Below are 17,025 nucleotides of genomic sequence, written 5' to 3'. Positions count from 1 at the left end.
TGCAAGAAATAACGACCAGCCCTCGATCGCTCAAAAATCTGTATGAATCTATACAAAAGAACTCTCGTAAAACCGCTCTAATGATTTTCCACGGATTTTTTCTGAATTTATGAGCAGAGTTTGCGTGGTTTGAGCAAGAGCTGACAAATAGAGAAGGTATGATGGCAGTCTTGGGTTGGCAATTAGAAGCGTTGGTGAGGAGTATTTGATGTCTATTCCTGAAATTACCGAGAAGCTGCTAGCGGCTAAGAAAGCAAAGGATATGACTTTTGCCGATCTTGAGCAGATTCTCGGTCGAGATGAGGTGTGGATCGCGTCGGTAATCTATCGTCAGGCCAGCGCCTCGGAAGAAGAAGCGCAGAAGATCGTAGAGGCGCTGGGACTGGGGCCAGAGGTGGCGATCGCGCTGACGGATTTCCCAGTGAAGGGCTCGCTCGATCCGGTGATTCCGACAGATCCGCTGATCTATCGCTTTTATGAAATCATGCAGGTCTATGGCATGCCGATGAAGGCGGTAATCCACGAAAAGTTTGGCGATGGCATTATGAGCGCGATCGACTTCACCTTGGATATCGAGAAAGAAGAAGATCCCAAGGGCGATCGCGTGAAGGTAACCATGTGCGGCAAGTTCTTGCCTTACAAGAAGTGGTAAGAGGGATTTTTGGGAATTTAACCCGACTCTCTAACCCTTCTGTGGCACTAACTTGATATCAAGAAAGGGGCGCGATCGCGCCCCTTTTGTATAGAAGAGGAGAGATCTGGCCAGATCTCGGACTAGTGAGAGATGGTGGCGAGCCAATCGAGAATGAGAGGATTGACGATCTCGGGGCGCTCGTCGTGGGGACAGTGGCCGGTTTTGGGCAGCGCCACGAACCGCAGCAGATCGCGATCGCCCACAAATTCCTCGTAGATGCGGCCTCGCTTGATGGGCGTCCAGGGATCATCTTCTCCCCACAGCACCAGCAGAGGGCGCTCGGCCTTGGGCAAGAGATCTTCGGGGCGGGGGCCGGGCGGCGCTGCCAAGATAGACGCAAAGACTTTTTGGGCGCCGTCGTGACAGGAGGGCTCGTAGAGCAGATCGACGAGCTCGTCGGTGATGGCGCTGGGGTTGCGGTAGACCTGGCGCAGCGTGTTGCGGATGCGGTGCTTTTTGCGAACTTGATTGAACAAAAAGGGACCAATGGCTTCTGAGTTGACGAGGCCTGCGAAGCTGCCCATGATGGCCCGCAGCGGCAGGCTCAGCTCTTCGGGGCGGTGATTGAGACCGCCAGCGCAGTTGAGCAGGACCCCGCCGGTGGCGGTCTCGGGATGCTCGACCACCATCATCAAGCTCAAGAGGGCGCCGATAGAGTTGCCAATAAAGACCGTGGGAGCCTGGATGTGCTCGGTCCAGAAGTCATAGAGCAGCGATCGCCACAGGTCAAGGGAGTAGGCCTCGGGAGGCTTGGCAGAGTCACCGAACCCCAGCAGATCCAGGGCATAGACGCGATATCCCCGCTCTGCGAGCACCGGGATATTCTTTCGCCAGTGGCCGATGGAGGCGCCAAAGCCGTGGACCAGCACCAGCGGACTCCCTTCCCCCTGGATGGTGTACTTGATGCGGTGGCCGTTCCAGAGCCAGTCGTGTTTTTCGATGGATGCTGAGAGGACGGTTGATACGGCGGTCATAGTGTTCTATGAAAACTTTTGTCTTGTTTAATCATTATGAGTGGGAAAGCTATGACGCTGAAGCCTGACGCTGAGGCAATTTGGAGCCATCCTGAGGTGGTGGCGTGGACTGAGCACCTGCTGCGGAGCTATCGGCGCTGGGTGGGCCGAGATCTAATGGCTCCCCAAAAAGACGCGATCGCCCAGTCCCAGGCGCTTTTTTTGGCTCCCTTTGTGGTGGTTTCCCACGGGACCCAGGCCAGCCCGATTTTTAACTACGGCAATCAAACGGCTCTGGATTTGTGGGAAGTCCCTTGGGAGGACTTTGTGCAGATGCCGTCAAATCAAAGCGTCGAGCCCGATCGCCGAGCCGAGCGCCAGCAGATGCTGGAGGCGTGCCAAAAGCAGGGCTTTTTTGAGAACTATCGGGGCATTCGCGTTACCCGGACGGGGCGGCGCTTTGGGATTGAGCGAGTGCTGATTTGGAATGTGGTGGACGAAGGGGGCGATCGCCTCGGGCAGGCTGCGACCTTTGCGAACTGGACATTTTTGCCCGAGAGAGAGGCTCTGTCGGAGGAACTTTCTTAAAGTTCTGAAACGCGATCGCCCTGCGCGAAATTTCCCTCGGTACTCTGAAAAAAGGGCTCGTAGTTGCACATTCGCACCTCGTATTTGAGGTCATGATTTGAGGAAATGCTATGGCGAAGAAAATTTTGATGTTGGTGGGTGACTTCGTCGAAGACTATGAGGTGATGGTCCCCTTCCAGGCGCTGCAAATGGTGGGTTATACGGTCCATGCGGTCTGTCCAGACAAGCGATCGGGGCAGTTTGTGCGGACGGCGGTCCATGACTTCGAAGGAGATCAGACCTACAGCGAGAAGCCGGGCCACAACTTCACCTTGAACGCGACCTTTGCAGAGATCTCGGCCGCAGACTATGACGCTTTGGTGATTCCGGGAGGACGGGCGCCCGAGTATATCCGCCTGAATGGAGCGGTGATCGCCATCGTGCAGCATTTTGCCCAGGCGAATAAGCCGATCGCGTCCATCTGCCACGGGGCCCAGCTGCTGGCGGCGGCGGATGTGCTGCGGGGCAAGCGCTGCTCGGCCTATCCGGCCTGTGCGCCGGAGGTGAAGGCGGCGGGCGGAGAATATGTGGATATTCCGGTGACGGAGGCGATCGCCGATGGCAACTTGGTGACGGCTCCGGCTTGGCCGGCCCATCCGCGCTGGCTAGCGGAGTTTTTGCAGGTGATGGGCACCAAAGTCGAGCATCTGGCGGCAGCTCAGGTCTAGCGATCGCCTTTGCCAGTGAAATCGGAGCCGAAACCTCTAGCGATCTGCTGGGGGTTTTTGTGTTTGGCTGCCAAACTCGCCCGCCGAACCCTTTATTAAAGACGGATTAAAAAATGGTAAGTTTACGTTTTTCGTTGAAAACCAGATTAATCTTTAATGAATTGTTAAACAAACGTTGTTCTGGACTTGATCTCTGTCTTCTAGGCTGAGCCCTTGGGAAACGTCTTGCTCGGCTTTTGTCAGCAGCGAAGACGCCGATCCTTGTGAGTCTAGTGAGTCCAGAGAACCATGTCTTTTTCTCGTCGCCGCTTCTTTGCGATCGCCGGTGCCACCACCGCTTCTGTGATCCTTGCCGATCCTCTCCGCAAGCTCTACGCCCGGGAAGCCCAGGGCCTTCCCACGCGGGGCGCTGGCTATGGTCCCCTACAGCCCGATCCTAAGGGCCTGCTCGAGCTGCCACGGGGATTTCAGTATCGCGCCTTCTCTCGCACTAAAGATCTGATGAGTGACGGCACGCCAGCGCCCAGCAACCACGACGGTATGGCGGCTTTCGAAGGCTCTCAGGGCAACACGATCCTGGTGCGCAACCACGAGCTGGGCACCAGCGCCAGCGCCCCTGTGATCGCGACCAACCAATACGACCCGGCCTGTATGGGCGGTACGACCACCCTCGTGGTCGGCCCGAACCGGGAACTGGTGCGCCACTATGTCTCCTTGGCCGGGACCTTCCGCAACTGCGCTGGCGGCGCTACTCCCTGGGGAAGCTGGATTAGCTGCGAAGAAGACGTTTCCACCCCCCAAACCAACCCCCGCGTCACCAAGCGCCACGGCTACAACTTTGAAGTTCCGGCAACGGCGACCGGTCCGGTAACCCCGGTGCCCCTGGTGGCCATGGGCCGCTTCAACCACGAGGCGATCGCCGTGGATCCTCGCACCGGCATCATTTACCAAACCGAAGACCGGGGCGACAGCCTGTTCTATCGCTTCTTGCCCAACCGGTCCAGCGTCCTGACCGAAGGCGGCGTCCTCGAAGCCCTCAAGATCCAAGGCAGCGGCAGCGTCAACACCGCTCGCGGCTTCAGCATCGGCCAGCGCCTGCCCGTCGAGTGGGTGCGCATCGACGAAGTCGACCCCGCTCAGGACACCGTCCGCTACGAAGGCATCTCCAAAGGAGCAGCCACCTTTGCTCGCGGTGAGGGCATCGCCTACGGCAACGGTGAAATCTACTTTGCCTGCACCAGCGGTGGACCGCTGGGCAAGGGCCAGGTGTGGCGCTATATTCCCGGACGGATCGCCCAGGAAGGCGGCTATCTGGAGCTCTTCGCGGAGCCCAACGACGCCTCGGTGCTGGAAAACCCCGACAACGTGATCGTGTCTCCCTTCGGCGATGTCTTCCTGTGCGAAGACGGCGACGGCTCGAACTACGTGGTCGGCGTCAATGCTCGGGGCGAGCTTTACCCCTTTGCCCGCAACGCCATCAACGACTCAGAGGTGGCTGGCGTTTGCTTCTCGCCCTCGGGCCGCACCATGTTTGTGAACATTCAAAATCCTGGAATTACCTTCGCGATCTGGGGTCCCTGGTCGACGCAGCGCGGCTAAGCGCTCGATCGCTGAAGTTTCAGCGCTTCCAACAGTATTGGATCTTGCAACCGTAAAGATTGATCTTGAACGCTTGATCTTGAATGGTTGATCTTTAACTGCGCGATCGCGCAGTTGTTGCGATCGCAACAATCCTCAGCTTCAGAGTCCGGCAGGGTGCTTATCCCTGCCGGTTTTTGTCTTGCAGGGCTGTTTTTCAGGACCGTTGTTCAGCCCTGTACGGTGCCGTCTGGCATTGTGGCTCCCTGGAGATCGGCGCCTTCTAGAAGGGTGCCGGTGAGATCCGCGCCCCGCAGATCAGCCTCGTGCAGGGCGGCCCCCCGCAGGTCCGCGTAGCTGAGATCGGCGTGACGCAGGCAGGCGTGGCTGAGATCGGTGACGACGTCTCCCCACTGCGATCGCCGGCTGAGGTTGGCGCGGCACAGCTTGGCGTGGGTGAGGTTGGCGTGGCGCAGGGTGGCGGCTCCCAGGTCCGCGTAGCTGAGGTCGGCGCGGGTGAGGTCCGCCCAGCCCAGGTCGGTGCGCTGATCGGAGCTCGGGCGCAGATCGGCGTGGATCAGCATGGCCTGGGCGAGCTTGGCGCGGGTGAGGTTGGCGCCGCCCAGACTGGCCTTGAGCAGGACAGCCTCATCAAGACGGGCCTGGACCAGCTTGGCGCCGGTCAGGTCGGCTTCGCGCAGCACGGCCTGGTAGAGGTCGGCTTCGCTGAGGTCGGTCCCCCACAAAATGGCTTCGCTGAGGTCCGTTTGGCGGAGAGAGGCGCGGCTGAGGTTGGCTTTGCCGATGCGGATGTGGCGCAGGTCTCCATAGCTCAGGTCGATGCCGCCGAGGGCGACATTCATCAGTTCGGCTTCCCGCAAGGCTGCGCCCCAAAAGCGTCGTTTGCCTTGAAGGTATTGCTGCAAGAGTTCTTCGATCGTCACGGTGATTTCTGCGGGTCGTCGGGGTGCAAGGGGACTAGGAATGGACGCACAAGTCGGCGGGGCGGGTGAGCTCGGTCATCAGCTCGGCGACCGAGAGCAGGCGATCGCTCCCTTTGATGGCGGCCCCGGCGAAGATGAGGCCGTTCTCGATGTCTCCCTGGGCGGCGATCGCCAAGGCCTGGAGCAGACAGTAGGTCTGGCGGTGGTCGCGGCACAAACACGATTCTAAACAGTTGGCGATGCAGCGCTGCTCTTGGCGAAGAGAACCGGCGATCGCCCGCTCGGCGAAGGCATTGCGCAGGGCGCGGCCCGGTTTGCCGACGGGGCTGGGCACCACCATCACGTCCTGCCCCTGGGCCTGGAGGTGAAAGGCCTTGTAGCGGGGGTGGGCGTCGCACTCGTGGGTGGTGATGAAGCGGCTGCCGATCTGGACGCCGTCGGCGCCGAGGGCGAGGGCGTGGCGGAGGTCGCTGTGGTCCCAGATGCCCCCCGCCGCGATCAGGGGCAGCGTTACCTTGAGCTCGGTGAGGGCGGCCCGGACCTGGGCGATCGCCACCTGGAGGGGCTGGGCCTGGTCGTCGAGGTGCTCGCACTGGCTGAAGTGCCCGCCAATGGTGCGGCAGTTCTCGACAATGAGGGCGTCGGGGAGGCGCTGATAGCGCTGCTGCCAGGTCTGGCAGAGGGTGCGGGCGGCGGCGGCGTTGGACACCATGGGCACCAGGGCGACCTGGGGATAGTCGGCCAAATGCTCTGGCAGATCCAGGGGCAGACCGGCCCCGATGATGATCACGTCAGCGCCAGCGGCGGCGGCGGTGCGGGCGATCGCCCGGTAGCCTCGGGCGGCGGCCAGGACATTCACCCCCAGCACGCCCTGGGGACTCTGGGCACGGGCCTTGGCCAGCTCGGCGACCAGAGCGGCCTGGGTGGCCTCCCCAAAGGACCCTCCCTGGGGCGATCGCCCGCGAGGCGTCAGCCCCAGCCCAAAGGCAGAGATCACCCCCACTCCTCCCGCCTCGGCCACGGCGGCGGCCAGATTGGCCCCGGAGACGCGCACCGCCATGGCTCCCTGGAGAATTGGATAGCGGACGCGGTGGGGGCCAATTTGGAGAGAGGGGAGGAGATCAATCATTGGAAAATCGCGATCTTAACTAAATAGCGATAAAGCAGTATTTAGTATGGCAGGTTTGATTTTTGAATTAAACCAAACCTTTGTCGAGAAACTTTGAATTTCGACTGACAAAATCAAAACTTCATAACCTTGAATCTATGGAGCGATCGCCCTTGGTCCTGGCCAGGGCCAGAGCGGGCGCAAATCCCCCCTGGGAGAACTTGCAGCGCCAAAAGAAGTTGCGCAAAATCGAGACATCTGAGGGTTTTCCTCGCTGCTGCTTCGTTTCTCGGGAACTTGCTCCATGGCCTGGACTCCGTTGCGCGATCGCCTCTCGACCCTGCCGCTGGTCTTGACGGGACCGGTTCTCCGTCGGGTCGAGCCGGATGCTGTGACTGTATGGCTAGTGCTGCGGGAGCCCCACGAGGTCCGGCTGAGCGTGCTGGCCACCGAGGCGGGCCAGGGCATCGTGCCCCAAGCCGTCGTGCTGGAGGGAACGCAGACCACGACGGCGCTGGGGCCGTACTTGCATCTGGTGGCGGTGACGGCGCGGCCCCGGGGAGAGCAGGTTTTGGCCCCGGACCAGGTCTATGCCTATGATCTGACCTTTGGCGATCGCGACCTGATCACGGCTCTGACGCCCCCCCAGGAAACCAATCCCCTGCCGCCTGCACCCATCAGCTACTTTGACCACCAGCTGCCCACCTTTAGCCTGCCGCCTGGGGATCTTGACGACCTGTGCATTGTGCATGGCTCCTGTCGCAAGCCCCACGGAGAAGGCCGGGATGCGCTGGTGATGCTGGATGACTTCATTGGTCACCACGCGACGAGCGGGCGCAGTCGTCCCCACCAGCTCTTTTTGACCGGCGACCAGATCTACGGCGACGACGTCGCGGACCCGCTGCTGTGGATGCTCACCGATGCGGGAGAGACGCTGCTGGGCTGGCAGGAGGTGCTGCCGCTGCTGCCCAGCGATCGCCATCCCGAGGAGACCCTTTTGGCCTCGCAGATCCTGCCGGGGGAGCGGTGCGCGATCGCCGAACGTCAGGCGGGCTTCACGGCCATGGCCCACGGCAACGAAGAAAAGGCCAAAAGCCATCTGCTGTCCCTGGCCGAATACCTGGCCATGTACCTGTTTGTCTGGTCGCCGGTGCTGTGGCCGGAGGATCTGCCGCCTTTTTTAGATATTCGTCAGGCCAGCTCCCAGCGCGCCAAGCGCTGGACCAAGGAAAGCCGCTTGCTCAAGGACTTTTACCGCGATCTGGGGCGGGTGCGACGGGCCTTGGCCAATGTCCCCACCTACATGATTTGCGATGACCACGACGTCACCGATGACTGGTATCTGAATCGGGAATGGTGCGATCGCGTTTTGAGCAAGCCCCTGGGGCGGCGGGTGCTGACCAACGCCATCTTGGGCTACGCGCTGTGCCAGGCCTGGGGCAACACGCCAAGCCAGTTTGAAGCGGGTCAACCGGGCGATCGCCTGCTGGACCTGGTGCGCCATTGGTCGGCGAGCTGCGGCACCCGCCCCGAGCTGCTCCAGGACATCAGCCAGATCCTGGGCCTGCCACCGACGGTCACCGCCGACAGCGTCACAGAGCGCGATCGCGCTTTTCATGCCCAGACCTACATCACCGACGAAGCGGTCGAAATTCTGCGCCGCCCCCCGATCGCCGACCATGCGGTGCTCAACTGGCACTACACCGTTCGCGGCCCGCGCCACGAAGTGCTGGTGCTGGACACGCGCACCTGGCGCGGCTACCCCACCGACGGCGACGGCTTCAGCCCGCCGCGCCTGCTCAGCCCCACGGCCTTTGGGCAGCAGCTCCAGGACCCCCTCGCCCAGACACCCCCCGCGATCGCGCTGACCCTGGTGGTGCTGCCTACCAATTTGATCAGCCTGGAGCTAATTGACCAAATCCAGCTATTTGCCCTCGACCAGGGCCGGGGCTTCAGCACCGACGCTGGGGACTCCTGGAACCTGAACGCGGCGGCCTTTAGCCGGCTGCTAACGGAGCTCTTTCGCCAGCGCGATCGCGTCGTGATCCTCACCGGCGACATCCACTACAGCAGCGCCGTGCTCCTCCACTACTGGTCCTACGAAAACCGCCACTCTCCCCGCGCCTGCGTCCTTGCCCAGCTCACGGCCAGCGCCTACAAAAACGCCGAGACCAAAACGCGCCTGGTCCACACCAAGCTAAAGGCGCTCGTCCCCGAAGTGCCCCAGCAGTGGGCGGGCTGGCACCGGCCCCCCCGTCTGGTCGAGGTGCAAATTTCCCCCGAGGGCGTGCGCTATCTCAAGGCCGACCTGCCCGCAGAAGGGCCGATCCTGCGCCAGATCCATCGCTTTCGGGGCAATGAAACCCTGGCCTGGGCGATCGCCATTCAGGACCCCGACTCTCTCCCCGACTGGCAGTACCAGTTCGAGTGGATTCCCCGCCCCCCGGCCCAAGACGTCCCCTGGATGCGCTGGCCCCTCACCCAAAAGCCCTCTCGCTTGCGCCAGTGGCTCACCTGGCCCTGGCGCAACCGCTGGTTCCAGGAGGGCCGAGAAGTCGTCGGCCTCAACAACATCAGCATCGTCACCGTCCGCTGGCCCGCCGAGGGCGAAAAAGCCGTTTGCCAAGACGTCTACTGGCAGACTCCCTGGCAGCTCGATCATCTGGTGTACACCCGCTACGTGGTGCCCCTGACCCCAGCGCCCCCGCCGCCCCTGCTCAAGCTCTACGATGAGCCGGTCACGGACGAGGTGCCTGCCTTGCCCTAGGCTCGCCATAAAAAATCCCCCGTCCCCCCGTCCCCACGTAGACCCGGCCAAACACCCGGCGATCGCCCTCCAAAAATTTCACCTTGCTCAGGGTCTGCTCGGTGGTGGAAATGCGCCGCCAGGTCGCCCCGGTGGCGGGACCCGGCAGACTGGTCGCGTCGTCGGAGCGAAACAGGCCCTCCTGGCCGTTGATGATGCCGTAGACAAAGATCGTCGGGTTGGTGCGTCCGGGGGCAGGTCCGCCAAAGGCGAACTTATCGGCCTCGGCGATCTGGGCCACTTTCTCGAAGGTCTCACCAGCGTCGGTGGAGCGGTACAGCGCCTCCCCCTCGAAGCTCAGCCACAGATCGCCCCGCTGGCCGGGTCGGGCCTGCAAATGGTGCTTGTGCGAATCGGGCAAACCCTTGGCCACGGGTCGCCAGGTCGCGCCGCTGTCGTCGCTGCGGTACATGGTGCCGCCCTGGCCGTAGTGATAGAGGTAAAACACCTGGCCGTCTACCCGGTCCGAGGCGATCGCCTGACTGGGAAACCAGAGCTGGAGGGTGGTGCGGTTGGGAGCGCCCTTCACCGGCTGCCAGGTGCGGCCGCCGTCGAGGGATCGGTGGGGATACACGTCGTCCTGGGGCGCCCAGACCATCACCGGCTTGCCGTTGGCCTGGAGCGTCGCCGAAAGGGCGATTTTGCCATTGACCGCGCCGGGGGGCGGCTGCTCGAAGGGCGTCCAGGTGCGGCCATTGTCCGAGGAGTAGGCGCCGCGAGACTGGCTGTCTTCGCGGCCGCCGGGGCCTGGGAAGCTGCCGACGCGGGCCACGATCCGGGGATCGGCTTCCGAAAAGTCCAGCCCCGTCGTATCGCCAAACGTGCCGCGATCGTAGGTGTGGGTGGGCTGGCGATCGCGGGATAGGTGGCGAAAGCCGTCCATGTCCGCGACCCCGCTCAGCAGATCAGCGCCGCCGGGGACCGGCGGGCTCTTGATCACGAAGGTGACTAGCTCCTCAAGGCCCTGCATGATCGGCTGCCAGGCCCGGCGAGGCTGAGTAATATCCTCGGTCCGCAAAACCCCAAAGCCATTGGTCAGCCACACGCGCTGGGGCCGCTGGGGATCAATGGCGAGCCCGCCCATCAGGGTGTACAGGTGCCAGTCAGGCCACCAAGCGACCCGCTCGGCCTGGAGCGCGACGGGCTGCCAGGAGTCGCCGCCGTCCTGGGAGCGGTGGAGGGCCTTGGGGCTGAGGGGAAACTGGGACACCAGCAGGGTTTGGGGATTGGTGGGGTCGAGGGCGATCGCCCCGTAGTCCTTGTTGGCTTTGGGCGTGATGTCCTGCCAGCGGTCCTGGCGATAGCGCCACACGCCGCCCCCCCGATCCTTGCGCTGAAAGAACGTCACGTAGAGCGTCCCATCAGGGGCGATCGCGCTTTGCTGGGGGCGCTGGGGCTCGGGAGGACCGCCAGCGAGGCGCTGCCAAGTCTGGCCGTCGTCGCGACTGGCGTAGATCCCTTGGTTGATCACCCCCACGTAGAGAACCTCGGGTCCCACCTCCACAAAGGCGATTTGCGCTTTTTCGTCCAGGGCCGGAAAACCGGTTAGGGCCTGCCAGGAGTCGCCGCCGTTGGTGCTGCGGTAGAGGCCATCGAGGCGCGAGCCGAAGTAGATCTTTTGGGAATTTTGGGGATCGACGGCCAGCCGCTCTCCGGCCCAGCGCCACTCTTCGTTGCCGCCCATGCGGACAGGCTTTCCTGTGGGCGATCGCAGGCCAGCAGCCTCCCAGGTGCGGCCGCCGTCGCGGGACCGCAAAATATCGCTGGTGTCCTGGCGCAGGTACATGCCCGCCGCCACGTAAACCGTCTGGGGATCGGTGGGGTCGAGGGCCACGCTCTCGATGCCATAGCGCGATCGCTGCGATCGCGGCAGGCCGTCCATCAGGGCGACCCAGCGCTGCTCCCCCTCCTCCCAGCGAAACAGGCCGCCCACGTCGGTGCGGGCGTACACCACCTCTGGATCCTGGGGATGGATCACAATGCCCGTCACAAAGCCCATGCCGCCAATGGCCACGTTGCGCCATTCGTAGGGGGCCTGCACGAGATCGCGGCTGACGGGCGAAGACGCCTGGGAGGCTTCTGGTGGGCGACTTTCAGCCCAAACCTGCCAGGTTCCGCACCCCGCCAGCCCCAAAGCAGCGATCGCGCCCCAAAGCGCTTTTGATCTAGCCATCAGCTTGCCAGCAGCCGCTGAAGCTCGTGGCGCAGCTCCCCAGGGTCAATGGTCATGTCGTGGTACTGGTAGACGAAATGCTCGGAGGCATTGGAGCGATCGAGCACGCAGCCGTAGTCCAAATCCAGCAGCTTGCACAGGTAGTAGTAGCCCGCCTTTTTGTAGCCGCCGTAGAAAAGCTCCAGCACCTTCGTTCCCGGCTGGCACCACATCAGGTTGGTCAGACCAGCGCCGTGGGGAGCCACGACAAAGGCCGCCTCCTGAAACAGGCGAATCTGCTCATCCACGGTGCGCCGCCGATCGTCCACCACCTCAAACCCGAAGGACTCCAGCACCTCCCAGACGGCGTCCTGGTTGGTGATCACGCGCTTTCCCCGTCGCGGAAAAAAGAGCCGCCGCGTTCCCTGCTGGACCCCCGGCAGGCAAAAGCGCGATCGCACCAGGGCCACGTCCTCGGGGCTGACGCGATTCACCTTGGTCTGGCTGTTGGCCAGAATTAGCTGACGCGCCCGGATCTGCACGCCCTGTTGGCGGGTGTCCACGATCGCCTCCGCCGGAATCCCCAGCTTGGCCAGGTATTCCCGCTCGTAGGCCGTGTTGAACAGCGGATAGCAAACCTTGGCCTGCTGCCAAATCTCCGGCCCCAGGGCCTTCTCGATCCGGCACAGCTTGCCTAGCACCAGCGCCACGAAACCGTAGTAGGCAAAGGACGTCAGGTGGGTCCAGGGCGCGACCACCAGGGGGTACTCGACGATCTGGCGTTTGAAGGGCGATTCCTTGAAGCCGGCCACGTTGCCGAAGTCCAGATCCAGCAGCAAGCGCTGGTTGATCAGGGCGATGCCGGAGCGCGTGAGCGCCAAGCTGCGGTGGCGATCGCCCGTGGTCAAGCGCCACACCGAGTCCGGCTCAAAATAAATATCCTCTTCCCCGAGGTGCTCGGGGTTTTGCAAGTCTTCTAGGGTCAGCGAAACCTGCCGGTCCTCGGACCAAAACGGCACCGTGTCCACCGGGGTCGGCTGGACCTGATAGACCGTGTCGGGCTGCAGCAGCGCCATAGAAGCCGAGCGATCGAGAGCCTTGCGCCAGACCAGACTGGCGAGCCAGCGGGCGCTTCGCAGGGCGTATACCTTAACCCAAAAAAGTTTTTCTCTCAGGTTGTCTTTGAGGGAGACAGAGGCTCGGGGGGCTGCCTTGACTGCTCTGGCCATAGTTTGGAGAATCCTTGCCGCTTAATAGATCGATGCTGCCTTCGCCAGAACTAGGACAGCTGGGAAGAAGGCCGAAACTGGCGATCGCCTTCCCGAGAGAGTTCCCCCAGGGCCTGGAAGACAATCACCAAATCCAGCAGAAAAGCCGCCAAAACCACCGGAAACAGGGCGATCGCCAGGGGCAGCGATCGGTTTTGCAGGCTGCGGAAGCGCCGAAATACCAGCGATCGCGGAATCACCCGCCACCGCCGACTTTCTACGGCGGCCTGGGTCAGCTCGGCCACCCAGCGGGGATTGTCGCGGTTGCGCTGGGCGACGTAGGCCCCGGCAGGCTGATCCTGGCCGACGGCCCGCTGAATCTCTTCATAGATCAGGGAATTAATCGTGTTGCCGACGATCTGCCAGCGCTCGTGCTTGAAGAGGCCCTCTAGGCCGGTGTAGGCCTCAAACTGGTGAGAGGCGCGATCGGCGCGGCGCACCCGGCGGAGGTCGGTGGGCGATCGCAGGCCGTCGGTGACGACCATCATCCACAAAAAGCCATCCTCCACCCGGATGTCCAGGGGCATCCAGATCCGGCGCAGTACCTCCGCCCGCCCGCCGTAGAGCTGGCCACAAATCCAAGAAGCATTGCCGCCAGAGACGCGAGACGCCGCCATAGACAGGCGATCGCTCCAGGTTTTCTGGGCCTTGAAAAAGACATCTTTGACCGGCCGATCCGTCGAGACCCAGGCCTCGGGGGTCGTCTCCAGAGTGCCGATCACGTTCTCCAGGGTCTCCGGCTCGATGAAGAGAATATCGGCATCCATCAGCAGCAGGTACTGGGCCGCCGGGTCCGAGAACTCGTGAACAAACAAATTCCAGGCGTTGGATTTGCCGGGGCGCGTCACCTCGCACACCCGCGCCGTGACGCGGCCATGGCCCAAGCTGGTGGTGAGCTGAGCTAGCAGCCCCTCGGAGACCGTCGCCGTGGCGTCTCGGCAGCCGTTGGGCACCACCACCACCTCCACTTGCCAGGGGTGGCTCGGATCGGTGAGCAGGCTTTGGGAAAAGAGCGATCGCAGCGTCGGGGCGATGGTGTCGGCCTCGTTGTAGGCCAAAATGCCAATGCTAATTTTCAAGGGTCTGCTCCTGGATCAGTTCGTCGGCTAGCAGGTCCAGCTCGTGGCCCCGGTACACCACAAAGTCCCGCGATCCCTGGTAGCTGATCACCTTGGCCGGAATGCCCACGGCGACCGCATTGTCAGGGATGTCCTTGGTCACGACGGCGTTGGCTCCGATGGCTACGTCATTGCCGATCCGGATCGCCCCAAAAATCTTCGCGCCCGGCCCCACATAGACGCGATCGCCCAAGACCGGTGTGCCCCGCTTGTCCCCCCGACCGCCGACCCCAATGGTGACATCATGACCGAGGTTGCAGTTCTCCCCCAGCACTGCATTGCAGTGTAAAAAGATACCGTGACCGTGGGAGATCAGCAGCCCGCCGCCGATGGCCGCTCGGTTAGGCATTTCGCTGGAGGTGACAATCTCAATCACCTTTTGCCAGATCGCACAGAAAACTTTCATCAAAGGCCGCACCACCGGCACCTTGAGATGGTGATGGACCCAGTAGCTGAAGCGGTACTGGGTGCTCATCCACATGCCCTGGTCGGTGAGCACGATCAGCAGCGGGGGATATTTGCCCCCGGCTATGTAGACGTAGCGATCGAGGTCTGCCTGCCAGGCGTGCCAGATCTCAGCGGGGCTCTGAATTTTTACGGGGCTGTTCATAGATAGTTGCAGCAATAAAAGCAGCTCGGGGCCGAGGAGGGACAATCCGTAAAATCGCCCACATCCTAGCGTAAAATCACACCGAAGACTCTCCGAAAATTCTCAGATATTCCGTCACGGCGCGATCGAGAGAAAAGGTCATGGCGTGGGCCTTCAGGCGCTCGGGCGGGTCAGGCGTGGCCAGGGTGAGGGCGATCGCCTGGGCCATGGCGTCCGCGTCGCCCACCGGCACCAGTCGGCCATACTCTCCCCCCGCCAAAATCTCCGCCGGGCCGCTCTCGCAGTCCGTGGAGACCACCGGCGTGCCCGCCACCATTGCCTCCACCAGCACATTGCCAAAGCCTTCCCAGGCCGAAGACAGGACCAGCACCCCAGCGTCTCGCATGTAGATGTAGGGGTTCTCGACAAAGCCGGGCAGGGCGACGGCCTCGGTCAGGCCCAGCTGCGCAATTAGGGCCTCCAGGCGCGATCGCTCGTCTCCCTCGCCCAGGATCATCAGCCGACAGGGCCGCTGCGGGTGCACCTGCGCAAAGGCCCGCACCAGCGTATCGAAGTCCTTTTGGGCCTCCAGGCGGCCCACCGCCAGGATCACCGGTGGCTCCCCCGCCCCAAACCACGGATGATCCAGGGGCGCGTGGACTTGCTCTAGCACCTCCGGGGTCACGATGGGATTGTAGATGGCGATCGCCCGCCGGAGGCCCATCTGGCGCAGGTCCGCGGCCACCCCTTCGGAGACCCCCACCACCGCCTTGGCCCAGGGATAGAACCAGCGAGCCAGGGTCGGGGCCAGCCGTCGCTTCAGCTGGGTCGAGCTGCGCGCCTCCCGAGACAGCGTGTTGTGGACTGTCACCACCACCTCGGTGCGCACCCGCGCCAGCCGCTGAGCCCATAGGGCGATGATATTGGTGTCCTCCAGGGCCGAGATCAGCGCCGCTGGCCGCTCCCGCCGCAGATAGTTGGCCAGGGCGAACACGCTCAGCAGCAGCCGCCGGGCCTCCAGGCGCACCACCTTCACCTGGGGCGGGACCTGGCTCAGATACGGCCCCTCCGCCCGCACCAAGACCAGATGGACCTCATGGCCGCGATCGCCGAAGCCCCGGGCCAGATTCAGCATCACCCGCTCCGCGCCGCCACCCCGCAGATCCATCAAGAAAAACGCAAACTTTGCCATGGGCCTCCCCCCACCGGTGTTCTATGCTTCAGGGTTGAACTGGCTCTCCTGAGAAACCGGCGATCGCCTCACGACCGGCGGCGGCGGAGCCTCAGCCATTCGATGACGCGACACCCGCCGCATCGTCAGCCCTGCTGCCACATACAGTGCCCAAAAAAGCGAATTATGCTGCACGATTGTGCTTTCGCTGTAGTTGTAGAGAAAAAAGAAGGTCACGTAGAGAATCGGCCAGATCTCTGTAGCCGTTGTGCCCGAGCGCACCCACTCGATGCCGCGGCGAAAATTGACGATAATGCTCATGGCAAACAGCCCAAAGCCCACATAGCCAAAATCGAGGGCCATATTGATATAGCCGTTGTGGGCATGGGGAGGCCGATAGCCCACCGCCTTCCAGATATCAAACGCCTCGCCCCGAGACTGCCAGAACCCCATATAGCCATAGCCTAGCCAGGGCCGGTTGGCGATCTTCTCCAGGGCGATTTCCCACAGGTGAGTGCGGCCGCTGAGGGTCGGGTCCTTTCCTAGCCCCAGCAAGAGTCCCTCCCAGTTGCCGACGACCACCGTTGTGAGGCTGCCCATGATTAGCAGCACCGTGATGATGATGGGAATCACAATGGTTGTATTCCAGCGCAGGGCTCGGTAAAGGGGAACCAGAATCAGGAGCGCAATGAAGACCAGCAGGGCTGTTTTGGAGCCGGTGAGGAAGACCAGCAGCAGCGAGAGCCAAAACCCGCCCCAAATCCAGCGCGACGGATGCTGAGCCAGCATGATTTCGACCAAAAAGACTGCGGCGGAGAGCACTTCTACCCGCGCAAAGATATTTTTTTGCACAAAGGGGCCTCGCCAGGAGCCAGCATTGGCGCCCGCCTCAATGGCCGAGCCCGGTTTTGCCAGGGTGAACAGCAATGAGAAAAGCGCAATCAGTCCCAAGGCCCAGGTCAGCAGCCGGATTTGCTCGCGGGGCGTAAACCGGGTGGCCAAGTAGAGGCCAAAGGTGCTGGTCTGGAAAAGGGTGACCCCCTTGCGCAGGGAGTCGGTGCCGACATCAGACCAGAGGAAGGACAGCGGGGCCAGCAGGGTCAAGCACCAAACCAGCGGGTCGCGAAGCACCGTGCGAACTGAGCCGTGGGGCCTCGCGACCAGCAAAAAGAAGGTGATGCCGTACACGCTGTACTGGATCAAAGACAAGACCGGGTACAGGGGGTTGTAGGCTCCGCCGCTGTCGGCAGCGGGGTCAGGATCGACAAAGAGACTATAGACGCCGATGACGTCGCTGAGGAAGATCAGCCCGAAGATGGCAAATCGTTTCTCAAAGTAGGCCAGCATGG

The 17,025-nt window shown here is 62.4% G+C and carries 14 protein-coding genes; 5 read left to right on the top strand and 9 right to left on the bottom strand.

The features are described 5' to 3' along the window. Positions 1-208: 208 nt before the first annotated feature. Positions 209-652, top strand: coding sequence for a cyanase (gene cynS / locus GEI7407_RS10320; RefSeq protein WP_015172098.1), 444 nt, complete (start codon positions 209-211; stop codon positions 650-652). A 122-nt stretch (positions 653-774) separates the two neighbouring features. Here cynS and GEI7407_RS10315 read toward each other — a convergent pair whose 3' ends face one another. Then, positions 775-1,668 (bottom strand): alpha/beta fold hydrolase, encoded by an 894-nt coding sequence (locus GEI7407_RS10315; RefSeq protein ID WP_015172097.1) that lies wholly within the window; start codon positions 1,666-1,668, stop codon positions 775-777. A 51-nt stretch (positions 1,669-1,719) separates the two neighbouring features. Here GEI7407_RS10315 and GEI7407_RS10310 point away from each other — a divergent pair, with 51 nt between their 5' ends. From GEI7407_RS10310 to GEI7407_RS10300, 3 genes are all read left to right on the top strand, one after another. Next, positions 1,720-2,235 carry an MEKHLA domain-containing protein gene (locus GEI7407_RS10310; protein WP_015172096.1) on the top strand — a complete coding sequence of 172 codons (516 nt, stop codon included), beginning with the start codon at positions 1,720-1,722 and terminating at the stop codon, positions 2,233-2,235. A gap of 110 nt (positions 2,236-2,345) precedes the next feature. Continuing rightward, positions 2,346-2,942 carry a DJ-1/PfpI family protein gene (locus GEI7407_RS10305; RefSeq protein ID WP_015172095.1) on the top strand — a complete coding sequence of 199 codons (597 nt, stop codon included), beginning with the start codon at positions 2,346-2,348 and terminating at the stop codon, positions 2,940-2,942. A gap of 288 nt (positions 2,943-3,230) precedes the next feature. After that, the gene (locus GEI7407_RS10300) at positions 3,231-4,541 is read left to right on the top strand and encodes an alkaline phosphatase PhoX (RefSeq protein ID WP_015172094.1); all 1,311 of its coding nucleotides are present in this window, start codon (positions 3,231-3,233) and stop codon (positions 4,539-4,541) included. 209 nt (positions 4,542-4,750) lie between these two features. On the opposite strand, the gene hetL is transcribed toward GEI7407_RS10300, so the two are convergent. Then, on the bottom strand, positions 4,751-5,464 hold the full coding sequence (gene hetL, locus GEI7407_RS10295) for a heterocyst differentiation pentapeptide repeat protein HetL (RefSeq protein ID WP_015172093.1): 714 nt from the start codon (positions 5,462-5,464) through the stop codon (positions 4,751-4,753). A 34-nt stretch (positions 5,465-5,498) separates the two neighbouring features. Next, positions 5,499-6,593, bottom strand: a complete 1,095-nt coding sequence (locus tag GEI7407_RS10290; RefSeq protein ID WP_015172092.1) for a nitronate monooxygenase family protein — start codon at positions 6,591-6,593, stop codon at positions 5,499-5,501. Positions 6,594-6,876: 283 nt separating this feature from the next. Between GEI7407_RS10290 and GEI7407_RS10285 the strand changes: the two genes are divergently transcribed. Continuing rightward, positions 6,877-9,339, top strand: coding sequence for a hypothetical protein (locus GEI7407_RS10285; RefSeq protein ID WP_015172091.1), 2,463 nt, complete (start codon positions 6,877-6,879; stop codon positions 9,337-9,339). Here GEI7407_RS10285 and GEI7407_RS10280 read toward each other — a convergent pair. The 6 genes from GEI7407_RS10280 to GEI7407_RS10255 form a co-directional block, all read right to left on the bottom strand. Beyond that, on the bottom strand, positions 9,311-11,551 hold the full coding sequence (locus GEI7407_RS10280) for a carbohydrate-binding protein (protein WP_015172090.1): 2,241 nt from the start codon (positions 11,549-11,551) through the stop codon (positions 9,311-9,313). The genes GEI7407_RS10285 and GEI7407_RS10280 overlap by 29 nt on opposite strands. Further along, the gene (locus GEI7407_RS10275) at positions 11,551-12,759 is read right to left on the bottom strand and encodes a DUF563 domain-containing protein (RefSeq protein WP_015172089.1); all 1,209 of its coding nucleotides are present in this window, start codon (positions 12,757-12,759) and stop codon (positions 11,551-11,553) included. The genes GEI7407_RS10280 and GEI7407_RS10275 overlap by 1 nt, the downstream gene beginning before the upstream one ends. Positions 12,760-12,809: 50 nt before the next feature. Then, positions 12,810-13,877: a glycosyltransferase family 2 protein gene (locus GEI7407_RS10270; protein ID WP_015172088.1), complete on the bottom strand. Its 1,068-nt coding sequence runs from the start codon at positions 13,875-13,877 to the stop codon at positions 12,810-12,812. After that, entirely contained in the window at positions 13,867-14,526 is a 660-nt protein-coding gene (locus GEI7407_RS10265; RefSeq protein WP_015172087.1) for a serine acetyltransferase, read from the bottom strand. The genes GEI7407_RS10270 and GEI7407_RS10265 overlap by 11 nt, the downstream gene beginning before the upstream one ends. 76 nt (positions 14,527-14,602) lie before the next feature. After that, the gene (locus tag GEI7407_RS10260) at positions 14,603-15,697 is read right to left on the bottom strand and encodes a glycosyltransferase (protein WP_015172086.1); all 1,095 of its coding nucleotides are present in this window, start codon (positions 15,695-15,697) and stop codon (positions 14,603-14,605) included. A 21-nt stretch (positions 15,698-15,718) separates the two neighbouring features. Then, complete coding sequence (locus GEI7407_RS10255; RefSeq protein WP_015172085.1) at positions 15,719-17,023, bottom strand: O-antigen ligase; 1,305 nt, start codon at positions 17,021-17,023, stop codon at positions 15,719-15,721. Between the last annotated feature and the right edge of the window lie 2 nt (positions 17,024-17,025).

The organism is Geitlerinema sp. PCC 7407 (genome assembly GCF_000317045.1).
Classification (GTDB): domain Bacteria; phylum Cyanobacteriota; class Cyanobacteriia; order PCC-7407; family PCC-7407; genus PCC-7407.
Note: the sequence above shows the minus strand (reverse complement) of the source record. Positions and strands in the feature narration are given on the sequence as shown.